The sequence below is a fragment of the Nocardioides sp. genome (assembly GCF_031422975.1).
Classification (GTDB): Bacteria; Actinomycetota; Actinomycetes; order Propionibacteriales; family Nocardioidaceae; genus Nocardioides.
Genome location: NZ_JANPEO010000517.1, coordinates 1 through 12,743 on the forward strand (window position 1 = coordinate 1; position 12,743 = coordinate 12,743).

Annotated in this window: 11 protein-coding genes; 3 read left to right on the forward strand and 8 right to left on the reverse strand. The window is 71.4% G+C overall.

The annotated features are described in order from the left end of the window. Positions 1–113: 113 nt before the first annotated feature. On the forward strand, positions 114–623 hold the full coding sequence (gene ispF, locus RMO85_RS15455) for a 2-C-methyl-D-erythritol 2,4-cyclodiphosphate synthase (RefSeq protein ID WP_310529612.1): 510 nt from the start codon (positions 114–116) through the stop codon (positions 621–623). Positions 624–626: 3 nt separating this feature from the next. Here ispF and RMO85_RS15460 read toward each other — a convergent pair whose 3' ends face one another. The 5 genes from RMO85_RS15460 to RMO85_RS15480 form a co-directional block, all read right to left on the reverse strand. Further along, a complete protein-coding gene (locus RMO85_RS15460; RefSeq protein WP_310529613.1) occupies positions 627–1,745 on the reverse strand; it encodes a uroporphyrinogen-III synthase in 1,119 nt (372 codons plus the stop codon). After that, the gene (gene nirD / locus RMO85_RS15465; RefSeq protein WP_310529614.1) at positions 1,742–2,095 is read right to left on the reverse strand and encodes a nitrite reductase small subunit NirD; all 354 of its coding nucleotides are present in this window, start codon (positions 2,093–2,095) and stop codon (positions 1,742–1,744) included. The genes RMO85_RS15460 and nirD overlap by 4 nt, the downstream gene beginning before the upstream one ends. Beyond that, positions 2,092–4,746, reverse strand: coding sequence for a nitrite reductase large subunit NirB (gene nirB, locus RMO85_RS15470; RefSeq protein ID WP_310529615.1), 2,655 nt, complete (start codon positions 4,744–4,746; stop codon positions 2,092–2,094). Before nirB ends, nirD begins: the two co-directional genes overlap by 4 nt. A gap of 112 nt (positions 4,747–4,858) precedes the next feature. Then, positions 4,859–5,908: an S-adenosylmethionine:tRNA ribosyltransferase-isomerase gene (locus RMO85_RS15475; RefSeq protein ID WP_310529616.1), complete on the reverse strand. Its 1,050-nt coding sequence runs from the start codon at positions 5,906–5,908 to the stop codon at positions 4,859–4,861. Continuing rightward, complete coding sequence (locus RMO85_RS15480) at positions 5,908–6,591, reverse strand: SDR family oxidoreductase (protein WP_310529617.1); 684 nt, start codon at positions 6,589–6,591, stop codon at positions 5,908–5,910. The genes RMO85_RS15475 and RMO85_RS15480 overlap by 1 nt, the downstream gene beginning before the upstream one ends. A 46-nt stretch (positions 6,592–6,637) precedes the next feature. Here RMO85_RS15480 and soxR point away from each other — a divergent pair, with 46 nt between their 5' ends. Beyond that, on the forward strand, positions 6,638–7,114 hold the full coding sequence (soxR, locus tag RMO85_RS15485; RefSeq protein ID WP_310529618.1) for a redox-sensitive transcriptional activator SoxR: 477 nt from the start codon (positions 6,638–6,640) through the stop codon (positions 7,112–7,114). On the opposite strand, the gene RMO85_RS15490 is transcribed toward soxR, so the two are convergent. From RMO85_RS15490 to RMO85_RS15500, 3 genes are read right to left on the reverse strand one after another with little or no spacing between them, the layout of a single operon-like run. Then, positions 7,111–8,538, reverse strand: a complete 1,428-nt coding sequence (locus tag RMO85_RS15490) for an FAD-dependent oxidoreductase (protein WP_310529619.1) — start codon at positions 8,536–8,538, stop codon at positions 7,111–7,113. The two genes, soxR and RMO85_RS15490, sit on opposite strands and share 4 nt — an antisense overlap. Beyond that, positions 8,535–10,583: a molybdopterin oxidoreductase family protein gene (locus RMO85_RS15495; RefSeq protein WP_310529620.1), complete on the reverse strand. Its 2,049-nt coding sequence runs from the start codon at positions 10,581–10,583 to the stop codon at positions 8,535–8,537. The genes RMO85_RS15490 and RMO85_RS15495 overlap by 4 nt, the downstream gene beginning before the upstream one ends. After that, the gene (locus tag RMO85_RS15500; RefSeq protein ID WP_310529621.1) at positions 10,583–12,121 is read right to left on the reverse strand and encodes a nitrate/nitrite transporter; all 1,539 of its coding nucleotides are present in this window, start codon (positions 12,119–12,121) and stop codon (positions 10,583–10,585) included. Before RMO85_RS15500 ends, RMO85_RS15495 begins: the two co-directional genes overlap by 1 nt. A gap of 134 nt (positions 12,122–12,255) precedes the next feature. Between RMO85_RS15500 and RMO85_RS15505 the strand changes: the two genes are divergently transcribed. Further along, positions 12,256–12,743: 2-C-methyl-D-erythritol 4-phosphate cytidylyltransferase (locus RMO85_RS15505; protein WP_310529622.1), on the forward strand; the 488-nt coding region annotated here is incomplete at its 3' end.

Genomic DNA, 12,743 nt, shown 5'->3' on the forward strand with positions numbered 1-12,743 from the left:
GGATCGTGAGCGCCATCGCCGTGGCGTAACTGGTCGCGAGCCCCACGACCATGGTCACGACTCCGGCCGCTGCCCACCGACTCCGACTGTCATCCACCTGTCCATCATTGCCGATGGCCGGGCATGATCCTCGCGTGAGCCTTCCCCGCATCGGCATCGGCACCGACGTCCACCGCCTCGTCACCGGTGTCCCCCTGCAGCTCGCGGGACTCACCTGGCCCGGCGAGGCACAGGGCCTCGAGGGACATTCGGACGCGGACGTGGCGGCGCACGCCGCCTGCGATGCGCTGTTCTCGGCCGCCGGGATCGGCGACCTCGGCGCACATTTCGGCACCAGTCAGCCCGAGTGGGCCGGCGCCTCGGGCGTCGCGTTGCTCACCGAGTCGGCCCGTCGGGTGCGTGCCGCCGGCTTCGAGATCGGCAACGTCGCCATCCAGGTGATCGGCAACGCACCGCGTCTCGGGCCACGGCGCACCGAAGCAGAAGCAGCACTCTCCGCCGCCGTCGGCGCTCCCGTGTCCGTCAGCGCGACCACCACCGACGGCCTGGGGCTCACCGGACGCGGCGAGGGGGTGGCCGCGATCGCGACGGCGCTCGTGGTGCGGGCACCTGCTGCCGGGTGAGACTCAGGTGGCGACGGCCAGCCGGTAGCCGCGCTTCACCACGGTCTGCACGAGCCGGGTGCCCAGCGCCGCCCGCAACCGCGCGACGGCCATCTCGACGGCGTGCTCGGAGCCGGCAGTGCCACTGGGCAGCGCCGCGAGGAGGTCACCGCGAGAGACGACATGGCCCGGGTACACCACCAGCGCCTGCAGGACCGCGAGCGGTGCCGGCGACAGGCGGATCTCCGTCCCGTCGAGCAGCACCATGTCCCCGTGGAGCAGCAGGACATGGCCGGCGACCTCGATCGACAACCCGTCGCGGCGCGACGGCAGCTCGGTCTCGAGGATCTTGATCATCGCGGCCAGCCGCGAGCGCTCGGGCATGATCGTCGGCACGCCCCACATCTCGAAGGCGGCGGCCGTGACCGGCCCGACGCAGGTCGCGATGACGTCGGCCTGGAAGGCCGCGACGACCTCGTCGCGCCGACCGGTCACGCCGGCCACCGACATCAGCGCAGCGACCGCGGGCGCAGACGTGAAGGTGACGGCGTCGAGCTTCCGCTCGGCGATCAGGTCGACCATGCGGAACATCGGCTCGGGGTCCTCGGCGCTCGCCACCCGATAGACCGTCACCACGTCGACGCGTGCGCCCTGGCGCTGCAAGGCGTGGGCGACCATCGACAGGGATTGGCCGTGTTCCTGGACGACGATGCGCAGACCAGCGAGGTCACGCCCGCGCAGGTGTGCGAGCACGTCCTCGAAGCACTCGGAGTCAGGAGCCCACAGCTCGCGGATCCCCCGCCTGCGCAGGGCGCCCACGCTCTTCGGCCCGCGGGCGAGCACCTCGGAGGCGCTGATCGCGCTCACGAGCTGGTCGTGCAGGCCCCACCCCTCGGTCGCCTCGAACCACGTCTTCATCCCGATGCCGGTGGTGGCGACGAAGATGTCGATCGGCTCGGCCATGACCGCCTCGGTGGCCGCGCGCAGCTCGGCGTCGTCGACCTGGTTGGGGTCGCTGGAGAGCACCGGCGCCCAGTCGACCTTGGCCCCCCGCCGCTCGAGGAGCGCGATCTGGTCCTCGACCTTGCGAGCCGCCGTCACGCCGATCCGATAGCCGTCGAGCGGCCGGCCCGCCCCGGTCATGCCACGTCGCGCCGACGGCCACCGACGTGGACGACGCCGCCCTCGATCAGGACGTCGTAGGAGGGGACGCTGGCGTGCTCGTCGTCGAGGCACTGTCCGGTGCGCAGGTCGAAGGCGTGCTTGTGCATGGGGCTGGCCACGAACGGGATGCCCTGGCGGGTCCCGACGATGCCGCGCGCCAGCACCGAGGCCTTGGCGAACGGGTCGTGGTTGCCGAGCGCGTAGATCTCGCCGTCGTGGGTGCGGAAGATGGCGACCGCCTGGCCGTGCACCAGCGCCGTGACGCCGCGCTCGACCTGCAGGTCCTCCACGGGGCACACCTTCTCCCAGGTGCGGTCCCCGCGAGTCATCGCGCGGCTCCGGTCTCGAGCGTCCCGGCCGGGGCGCCCACGGCGATGGTCGTCGCGAGCAGCACCGGCTCACCCGCATCGGCGGGGCGGATCTGGCCTCGCTCCTCGGTGAAGGAGATGCTCGGGTCGGGGGTGTCGGGAGCGTTGACGAAGGAGACGAAGCGACCGAGCTTCTCGGGGTCCTCCAGGGTCGCCTTCCACTCGTCGAAGTAGCCGCCGACGTGCCGGGCCATCTCCGCCTCGAGCTCCGCGCCGAGCCCGAGCGAGTCGTCCACGACGACCTCACGGACGCGGTCGAGGCCGCCGTCGAGCTGATCGATCCAGCCGGCCGTGCGCTGGAGCCGGTCGGCGGTGCGGATGTAGTACATGAGGAAGCGGTCCAGGTAGGAGATCAGCTCGTGCGTGGCGAGGTCCCCCGCGAGCAGCCGCGCATGGGCCGGCACGGCGCCACCGTTGCCGCCCACGTAGAGGTTCCACCCCTTCTCGGTGGCGATCACCCCGAAGTCCTTGCCCCTGGCCTCGGCGCACTCGCGAGCGCAACCGCTGACACCGCCCTTGAGCTTGTGCGGGCTGCGGAGGCCGCGATAGCGCAGCTCGAGCGCGATCGCGAGCCCCACGCTGTCCTGCACGCCGAAGCGGCACCAGGTCGAGCCGACGCACGACTTCACGGTGCGCAGCGACTTGCCATAGGCGTGGCCCGACTCGAAGCCCGCGTCCACCAGACGGCGCCAGATCGCGGGCAGCTCCTCCATCCGGGCACCGAACAGGTCGATGCGCTGACCGCCGGTGATCTTGGTGTAGAGGTTGAAGTCGCGGGCGACCTCTCCGATGGTGATCAGCTTGTCCGGGGTGATCTCGCCGCCCGGGATGCGCGGGACGACCGAGTAGGTGCCGTTGCGCTGGATGTTCGCGAGGTAGGCGTCGTTGGTGTCCTGGAGCTGCACTCTCTCGCCGTCGAGCACGTGGCCGGTGAACTGGCTGGCCAGGATGCTCGCGATCGCGGGCTTGCAGACGTCGCAGCCACGACCGGTGCCGTGGGCCTCGACGATGTCGTCGAACCGCTTGTAGCCGTGCACCGCCACCACGTCGAAGAGCTCCTGGCGACTGAGCCGGAAGTGCTCGCACAGCCCCTTGTCGACGACCTTGCCGACGCTCTCGAAGTGCTCCTCGATGATGCTCTTCACGACACTGACGCAGCTGCCGCAGGTGCTGCCGGCGCGGGTGCACCTCTTGACGTCCGCGACGGTCTCGCAGCCGTCCTCGCTGACGGCGTGCCTGATCTGGGCCTTGGTCACGTCGTTGCACGAGCACACCTGTGCCTCGTCGGGCATGCCGAGCAGCACGCCCCCACGGCTCGCGGGCAGGATCAGCTCCTCCGGGTTGGCCGGGAGCGCGATGCCGCTGGCGACGAGCGGGCGGAGCACGCCGTACGCCGATGCGTCGCCGACGAGAATCCCTCCCAGGAGTCGGTAGGAGCCGTCCGCGGGGTCCGGTTCGGAGATCACCAGTTTCTTGTAGACGCCCGCCACCGCGTCGGAGTAGACCAGCTCCAGGGCGCCGTCGGCGGTGGCGAACGCGTCACCGAAGCTCGCGACGTCGACGCCGAGCAGCTTGAGCTTGGTCGACATGTCGGCGCCGGTGAAGGTGCCGGGCCCCTCGAGGAGGGCGTCCACGACGACCTCGGCCATCGCGTAGCCGGGAGCCACCAGGCCGTACATCCTGCCGCCGGGAGCCGCGCACTCGCCGATGGCGAAGATCTGGGCGTCGGAGGTGCGGCACTGCTCGTCGACCAGGATGCCGCCGCGCTCGGCGACGTCGAGATCGCACTCGCGCGCCAGCATGTCGCGCGGCCGGATGCCGGCGGAGAAGACCACCACCTGGGCGGCGATCGTCTGCGTCTCGTGACCCTCCTCGGTGCCGACCGGCCGGACCCGCAGCCCGGCCACGGAGTCGTCACCGGTGATCGCCTCGGTCAGCACCCCCGCGTGCACGCTGACGCCGAGCTTCTCGATGTGGCGCCTCAGGGTCGATCCGCCCGCACCGTCGAGCTGCACCGGCATCAGCCGCGGCGCCATCTCCACGACGTGGGTCTCGAGCCCGAGCTGCACGAGCGCGTTCGCCGCCTCCAGTCCCAGGAGGCCGCCGCCGATCACGACTCCGCTGGTGGCGCTCTCGCTGGCCGCGCGGATGGCCTCGAGATCCTCGCTCGTGCGGTAGACGAAGCAGCCGTCCGTCTCGCGACCCTCCCCCGGCGGCACGAACGGGGCGGCGCCGGTCGCCAGGACGACGGCGTCGTAGGCGATCTGGTGCACGGCGCCGGGGTTGGTCAGGGGCTCCGTCGTGGTCCGCGGTGCCGGCGACACGTAGGTGATGGTGCGAGCGACCCGGTCGATCGCCGTGACGGCGGCGTCGAGGACGAGCCGGACCCGCGGGTCGGCGTACTCCCCCTCCGGCAGCAGCGACAGCTCGTCCGCGCTGTCCGCGGCGAAGAAGCTCGTCAGCGCGACCCGGTCGTAGGCAGCGCGCGGCTCCTCCCCCAGCACCACGATGTCGTGCGTCTCGGTGAGACCGCGCTCGATGGCGGCCTGGACGAAGCGGTGCCCGACCATGCCATGGCCGACAACGACGAGTGTGGGGCGCAGGTGCGTCATGCAGTGACGGTAGGAAGCCCATGTTGTGTCCGGTGTTCCTTCATGTTTCGGGGAGGAAAACCCTCACTCACTTCCCTCACAGTCCCTCGCAGCCCCGCCGAGTCGGCGGTACCTATGGCAGGAGCAGTACCGAGTCCCCGAACTCGTGCCACAGATAGCCGTGCGCCACCGCCTCGTCGTACGCCGCCTGCGTGATGCCGCGTCCGGCGACGGCCTCGACGAGGAGCAGGTGTGAGGCGTGCGGGTCGTGCCAGCCGGTGATCAGCCCGTCCACCACCGCGGGCGGCGCGGCGGGCGTGATCACGCGGTGGGTCCAGCCACCCGCCTTCACGACGACTCCGTCGCGGACCGCGGACTCGATCGCCCGGGTGGCTGTCGTCCCCACGGCGATCACCCGACCCCCGCCCGTCCGCGCCGCGTTGATCTGCCGTGCGCTCGACTCGGGCACCTCGAACCACTCCGGTCCGGGCGCCTCGCCGGCCTCCTGCGAGGAGAATCCGGTGTGCAGGGTGACCGGCGCGAACGCGATCCCCTTGGAGATCAGAGCCGTGACGAGCGAGTCCGTGAAGGGCCGCCCGGCCGACGCCATCTCTGCGCTGCCGGGCCGGGTGCCGAAGACCGTCTGGTAGGCGTCGAGCGGGTAGCGGCGATCCAGATAGCCGTAGGCGATCGGCCGGCCCGCGTGCTGCAGCTCCCCGCCCAGGTCGCCGGCCACGTGCGCCCGCCAGAGCCGGTTGCCCCTCCCTGTGGGCGAGGACGCCTCGGCCGTGGGCCAGGGGGACGAAAGCGTCACCCGCGCCGACCCGATGTGCGCCACGTCGCCGACCTTCGCGTCGAGGAGGGCCCGGGCGGCGTCAGGGGCCGACCGCAGCTCGACCACGCGGTCGCCGCCGTGGACCTCGGCCGAGACGTGCAGCACGATCGGTCTGCCGTGGAGGACGGCGTCGATCTGCCCGGCCACGGTCGCGGAGTTGTTGACCACGAGCACGTCCCCGGCACGCAGGTGCTGGGGCAGGTCCTGGAACCGCGCGTGGGTGATGCCCTGCGGCGTACCCACCAGAAGCCGCACCTCGTCTCTGGCCAGCCCTCGCCACTCCGCCGGCTGCGGGGCGAAGGCGGCCGCCTCGAACCGGATGCCCGGCGACTCGTGGAGCGTGGTCATCAGAAGTCGCCGGCCCGGTAGCGCCCGGACTGGGGGCGCCGTTCGAGCAACCGGAGCAGGTGGGGCACCACCGTCTCCGGCAACGGCCGGTCCGAGATGTCCTCCCCGGGGAATGCGTCCTGGTGCATCTGGGTGCGCATGTCGCCGGGGTCGACGGCGTACGCCGTCACGCCGGTCTCGGCCGCGAAGGTGAGCGTCACATGGTCCAGCGCCGCCTTGCTGGCGCCGTACAGGCCCCAGGTCTCGTAGTGGTTGACGGCCGCGTCGGAGCTGATGGAGAGGATGGTGGACTCCCCGGCGCGCAGCCACGGCAGCAGCTCGCCGGTGAGCAGCAGCGGGGCACCGATGTTGGTCCGCCAGACCTCCTGCAGGTCGGCGATGGTGGCCTCGCCGAGTGGCCGCATCGGCAGCGGCCCGAGAGTGCTGGCGTTGTGCACCAGCAGGTCGAGGCGGCCGCGCTCCCACACCGCGTTGACCAGGGCGCCGCGATGGACGTCGTCGGTGACGTCGCCGACGAGGGCCCTGACGTTGTCCGGGAAGTCCGCCTCCTTGATGCGGCCTTCGTGCCGCCCGTTGGTGATGACGTGCCAGCCGTCGGCTGCCAGCGCCCTGGTCAGCGCGAGCCCCAGGCCCGCGGTTCCTCCGGTGACAAGTGCCACCCGTGCTTGTGTCTTCGTGGTCATGCAGCAATCATTCAAGTTAAAGTGAACTTGAGTTCAAGGGGTGTTCGTGGACAAGCATGACGTGTTGCCGATCGGCGAGATCGTCGAGCGCAGCGGGTTCGCCGCGTCGGCCCTGCGCTTCTACGAGTCCGAGGGGCTGATCGAGGCCACGCGTTCCGGTGGCGGACAACGACGCTTCGAGCGCAGCGTGCTCCGCCGGCTCGCGTTCATCCGCGCGGCGTCCAACGTCGGGCTGACTCTCGAGGAGATCAAGGACGAGCTCGCCCGCCTGCCCGCCAACCGCACGCCCACCAAGGCCGACTGGCACAAGATCTCCCGGCACTGGCGGGCCAGGCTGGACGAGCAGATTGCCGCCCTGGAACGGCTGAAGAGCGGCCTGGAGGCGTGCATCGGCTGCGGCTGCCTGAGTCTCCAGCGATGCGCGTTCTCCAACCCCGGCGACTACGTCGCCCTGACTGATCGCGCTCCCGGCGCGGGACTGCTCCCCGACTCGCTCCGCAAGCCCCACCCCACCCGGCGCTAGCTCGGCGAGGCCCCAGGGCCGACTCGGGCCCCCGCCAGCGCCGACTCGGCGGGGAGCAGCGAACGTACGACCGACTCGCAGCCACCGCACCCGGTGGTCGCGCGGGTCGTCTCGCGGCAGTCGGCAAGCGAGGCGCACGCGCGGATGGCGCCGGCGGAGACGCCGGCACAGGCACAGACCTCGGCCTCGTCGGGCAGCACGACGGGTTGGGACGCGGGCTCGCCGAGGAGCAGCTGGCCGGGCTCGTCCGGACCGAGGACGGTGCCACGGTCGTACAGCTGGGTGATCAGCCCGACCCGGGACAGGTCGCCCACGAGCGCGGCCGCCACGATCACGCCGCCCTCGACCACCAGCCGGCGGTGCGAGCCGGCGATCGGGTTGGTCATCTCGACGATCTCGCCGGTGGCACGTTCGGGGTCACCCAGCACTGCGACCTCCAGATCGGTCGCGCGCAGCCGGGCCACGCTGCGGGAGCCGTCGTAGCGGGCGATGCCGCCGGTGAGGACGTCGGCGAGCACGACCGCCTGCTCCCAGGCCGGAGGCACGAAGCCGGTCACCCGACGCCGATGCTCGGCACAGTCGCCGATCGCGTGGATGCGGTCGTCGGTGACCGAGCGCAGGGAGGAGTCGACGACGACTCCTCGCCGTACCATCAGCCCCGCGCGGCGGGCGAGCGCCGTCGATGGCCGCCCGCCGGCAGTGAGGACGACCAGGTCGGCGCTGAGCTCGTAGCCGGTGTCGAGCCGCACGCCCTCGTCGGTCATCCGGATCGCCCGGGCGCCGGTGTAGACCTCGGTGCCGAGCCGGCGCAGGTCGCGCGCGAGCACCCGGCCCCCGGGCTCCCCGAGCTGGGACGCGAGCAGGTGCTCGGCGCCCTCGACGACCTCGGTGTGCAGCCCACGGATCGACAGCGCCCGCGCGACCTGGAGGCCGAGCAGCCCCCCGCCGACGACGACGGCGCGCGCCCCGGCACCAGCTGCCTCGTCGAGGCCGCGGCAGTCAGCCAGCGACCGGAAGGCGTGCACCTTCGGGTGCAACGATCCGTCGAACCGCACCAGCCCCCGGATCGGTGGCAACGTCGGGATCGAACCCGTGGCGAGCACCAGACGCTCGAAACCCAGCCGCGTCCCGTCCACGAGCATCACCTCGCCGGCGTCGCGATCCACCTCGAGCACGCGGGCACCGAGTCGCAGGTCCACTCCTCGCTCGGCGAACCACTGTGCCGAGCGCAGCGTGATCGCGTCGACGCTGTGGGTGCCCTCGAGCACCGCCGACAGCAGGATCCGGTTGTACGGCGCATGCTGCTCGTCCGCCAGGACGGTGACGCTCCCGGTGTAGGACCGCGCGACCAGCTCCTCCACGAAGCGGACCGCCGCCATCCCCCCGCCGATGACCACGAGGCGCTCGGTGGCCTGTTCGCTCACACCGTCACCACCGCGGCACACACCTTGAACTCCGGCATCCGCGATGCCGGGTCGAGCGCGTCGTTGGTCAGCCGGTTGGCGCCGACCCAGTGGAACGGCACGAAGATCGTGTCCGGCCGGATGGTGGTGACCACCCGCGCAGGCGCGCTCATCGACCCGCGCCGGGTGGCGATCGTGACCGGCTCGCCGTCGACAGCGCCGATCCGACCGGCCAGCATGGGATGCAGCTCCACGAAGGGCCCGGTGTCGGGGAGGTCGCGCACCCGACGAGTCTGCGCCCCGGACTGGTACTGCGCGAGCACCCGCCCGGTCGTGAGATGCACGGGGTAGTCACTGTCCGGCACCTCCGCCGGGCCGCGGTGGTCGACCGCGAGGAAGCGGGCACGGCCGTCGGGGTGCGCGAAGGAGTCGAGGAACATCCGCGGCGTCCCCGGATGAGAAGGCGTCGGGCAGGGCCAGAACACCCCGTGCTCGTCGCGGATCCGCTCGTAGGTGATGCCCGCATAGTCGGCCTTGCCGCCGGCCGAGGCGCGGCCGAGCTCGTCGAAGATCTCCTCCGGGTCGGTCGCGAACTCGATCGGAGCCGCCAACCGCGACGCCAGGCCCGAGATCACCTCGAGGTCGGACCACACCCCGGGCGGCGGCGAGACCGCCTGCTGGCGCAGGATCACTCTCCCCTCGAGGTTGGTCATGGTGCCGGTCTCCTCGGCCCACTGGGTCACGGGCAGCACGATGTCGGCGATCGCCGCGGTCTCGGAGAGCACGATGTCCGCCACGACGAGCAGATCGAGCGTCTCCAGCCGGGACGTCACGTGAGTGGCGTTGGGGGCGGAGACCACGATGTTGGAGCCGAAGACGAGCAACGCGCTCGGTCCGGTCGGCGTGCCCAGCGCATCGAGCAGCTCGTAGGCCGAGCGACCCTTGCCGGGCAGGTCGTCGGCATCGATGCCCCAGACCCGCGCGACGTGCTCACGCGCGGCCGGGTCGTCGATCATCCGGTAGCCGGGCAGCTGGTCGGACTTCTGCCCGTGCTCGCGCCCACCCTGGCCGTTGCCCTGCCCGGTCAGGCAGCCGTAGCCGGCTCCGGGCCTGCCGCACATGCCCAACGCGAGCGCGACGTTGATCCAGGCCAGCACGGTGTCCGAGCCGGTCGAGTGCTGCTCGGCGCCGCGAGCCGTCAGCACCATCACCTTGTCGGCCCCGCCGAGCAGCGCGGCCAGCGCCCTCACCTCGCCGGCCGGCACCCCCGTGACACGCTCGACACGCTCGGGCCACCAGGCTCCGACGGAGGCGCGCACGTCGTCCCAGCCCGTGGTTCGCTCGGCGACGTACGCCTCGTCCACCTGCCCGCCCGCCACCAGCAGGTGCAGCACGCCGAGCGCCAACGCGAGGTCGGAGCCCGGGACCGGCTGGACGAAGACGTCGGCACGGTCCGCTGTCGCCGTACGCCGCGGGTCGATGACCACGACCCGGCCGCCACGCTCGCGGAGGGCGTCGAGGTGGCGCGCCGCGGGCGGCATCGTCTCGGCGAGGTTGGAGCCGACGAGGACGACGACGTCGGCTCCCTCGACGTCGGCGAGCGGGAACGGCAGCCCCCGATCCAGCCCGAAGGCCCGCGTGCCCGCCGAGGCCGCCGACGACATGCACCAGCGCCCGTTGTAGTCGATCTGCGAGGTGCCGAGCGCGACCCGGGCGAACTTGCCCAGCTGGTAGGCCTTCTCGTTGGTCAGCCCACCGCCGCCGAAGACGCCGACGGTGTCGGGCCCCCGCTCGGCCGTCAGCGCCAGGAGCCGGGTGGCGATGGTGTCGAGCGCCTCGTCCCAGCCGATCGGCCTGAACTCACCTGTGGCCCGGTCGCGCAGCAACGGCGTCGTCAGCCGCTCCCGGCCGGCGTAGAGACCAGCAGCGCTCCATCCCTTGCGGCACAACGCACCGCGGTTGACCGGGAACTCCGCCCACTCGCTGATCTCAGGGACGCCCGGTCCGCGTTTCGAGACGCGCATGCCGCACTGCAGCGAGCAGTACGGACAGTGCGTGGTCGTCATCAGATGTTTGCACCAGCCAGGCTCGGGGCACGGCCGGCGAAGCTGACCGTGCGGACGTAGACGAACCAGGTCGTGGCCAGGCAGACCACGTAGAAGCCAGTGAACACCCCGAAGGCGACCTTGACCGCCGAGACCGGGTCCTCGATCCAGGGGGCGCCGAAGGTCATCGGGATCATGAAGCCACCCAGGGCTCCGATCGCGCCGGCGATGCCGATGACGGCGCTGGACTCCCGGGTGGCCTTCACCATGGCCGGGCCGAGGTCGCCGTGCGAGGCGTTCCGCTTCGCCTCGTTGGCCAAGATCAGCGGGATCATCCGGTAGGTCGACCCGTTGCCGATGCCGCTCGCGGCGAAGACGAACAAGCAGGCGGCAAGGAAGAACGGGAAGATCTCGGAGTTGGCGTTGACGGCCGTCACGACCGCATCGCCGTACTGGAACGTCGCCGGGTCGGGCGCGGGGGCACCGGCCGGCGGCTTGGGCACGGCGGTGAGCAGCGTCAGGGTGTAGATCACGCCGAGGGTGCCCGCGATCATGGCGACGAACGTCCACAGGGTGACCCGCGCACCGCCGTACTTGTCCGCGAGCCAGCCACCGAAGGGGCGGGCGATCGAGCCCACGAGCGCGCCGAGGAAGGCGTAGTAGGCGAAGTTGATGCCGATGCCCGGGATGGTCGGCAGGGGCTGGTTCCAGAAGTTGAGCTTGATCAGCAGCGGCATCGCGGCGGAGTAGCCGATGAACGAGCCGAAGGTGCCGATGTAGAGGAACGACATCACCCAGGTGTGCTTGTACTTCAGGACCAGCATCTGCTCACGCGGAGAGGACTTCGCGCCGGAGAGGTTGTTCATGAACAACCAGGCGGCGACCGCGGCGACCACGGCCAGCACCGCGTAGAGGTAGCCCGCGCGCTCGAGGTGGAATCCCCCGTCGCTGGCCTTGACCAGCCCGAAGACACCCGCACCGCCGACGACGATCGGCAAGAAGAACTGGATGACGGCGACGCCGAGGTTGCCGCCGGCCGCGTTGAGCCCGAGCGCCATGCCCTTCTTCTTGGTCGGGTAGAAGAAGTTGATGTTGGCCATCGAGCTGGCGAAGTTGCCGCCGCCCAGGCCCGCGGTGGCAGCGATCAGGCAGAAGACCCAGTACGGCGTCTCGGGGTGCTGCACGGCCCACGCGAAGAGCAGGGTCGGCACCAGCAGGGCCAGCGCGCTCACGATGGTCCAGTTGCGACCGCCGAACTTCGGCACGGCGAAGGTGTAGGGCAGCCGGATCAGGGCGCCGACGAGGTTGGGGATCGCGACCAGCAGGAACAGCTGGCTCACGGTGAAGGTGAAGCCCGCCTTGGGCAGCAGGGCCGCACTCACCGACCACAGCAGCCAGACCGAGAAGCCGAGGTGCTCGGAGAAGATCGACCAGGTCAGGTTGCGCCGGGCGACCGACTGGCCGGTGGACGCCCAGAACTCGTCGTCCTCGGGGGTCCAGTGGTCGATGGTGACGCCGCCTCGGTAGGCGGACTCGGGGGGCAGGGCGGTGGTGGTCATCGGAGTGACTCCTCGGTTCAGGGGATGCGGGAACCGTAGGAACGCAACGTTTCGCACTCGCGTCTGTTTGTTTCACGCACGAGTCAACTTGTCCTCACGACCTCACGGCCGCGCCTGGCCCTAGGGTTGCCGCCATGCCCGCCGCCGTCGTCATCGTCGCCGCGGGCTCGGGCACGCGCGTCGGAGCCGGCACCAACAAGGTGCTGCTGCCCCTCGGCGACCGACCCGTGCTCGCCTGGTCGGTGCGCGATGCCCTGGCCCTCGACGACGTACGCCGTGTGGTGATCGTGATCCGGCCGGCCGACCGCAGCGCCGTGGCCCGGGCGCTCGCACCGTTTCTCGGTGACGCGGAGGTCGTGCTCGTGGACGGCGGGGCCACCCGGCACGCCTCCGAGTGGGCCGCCCTGCAGCTCCTGGCGCCGGCCATCGAGGCAGGCGAGCTCGACCTGGTCGCCATCCACGACGGTGCCCGTCCGCTCGCCGGGGTCGCCCTGTTCGAGGCGACGCTGGCTGCGGCCCGGACCCACGGCGGCGCAATCCCAGTGGTGCCGGTGCGCAACCTCCTGACGACCGACCTCGCGCCGGTGGTCGGCGAGCTCGGCGGCGTACAGACTCCGCAGGC

Coding starts and splice junctions, on each gene's coding strand:
- RMO85_RS15495 (WP_310529620.1), bottom strand. CDS start 10,583: ATGACGACCACGCACTGTCCGTACTGCTCGCTGCAGTGCGGCATGCGC.
- RMO85_RS15460 (WP_310529613.1), bottom strand. CDS start 1,745: ATGACCGGGGCGGGCCGGCCGCTCGACGGCTATCGGATCGGCGTGACG.
- RMO85_RS15480 (WP_310529617.1), bottom strand. CDS start 6,591: ATGACCACGAAGACACAAGCACGGGTGGCACTTGTCACCGGAGGAACC.
- nirD (WP_310529614.1), bottom strand. CDS start 2,095: ATGACTCGCGGGGACCGCACCTGGGAGAAGGTGTGCCCCGTGGAGGAC.
- RMO85_RS15475 (WP_310529616.1), bottom strand. CDS start 5,908: ATGACCACGCTCCACGAGTCGCCGGGCATCCGGTTCGAGGCGGCCGCC.
- ispF (WP_310529612.1), top strand. CDS start 114: ATGGCCGGGCATGATCCTCGCGTGAGCCTTCCCCGCATCGGCATCGGC.
- RMO85_RS15500 (WP_310529621.1), bottom strand. CDS start 12,121: ATGACCACCACCGCCCTGCCCCCCGAGTCCGCCTACCGAGGCGGCGTC.
- nirB (WP_310529615.1), bottom strand. CDS start 4,746: ATGACGCACCTGCGCCCCACACTCGTCGTTGTCGGCCATGGCATGGTC.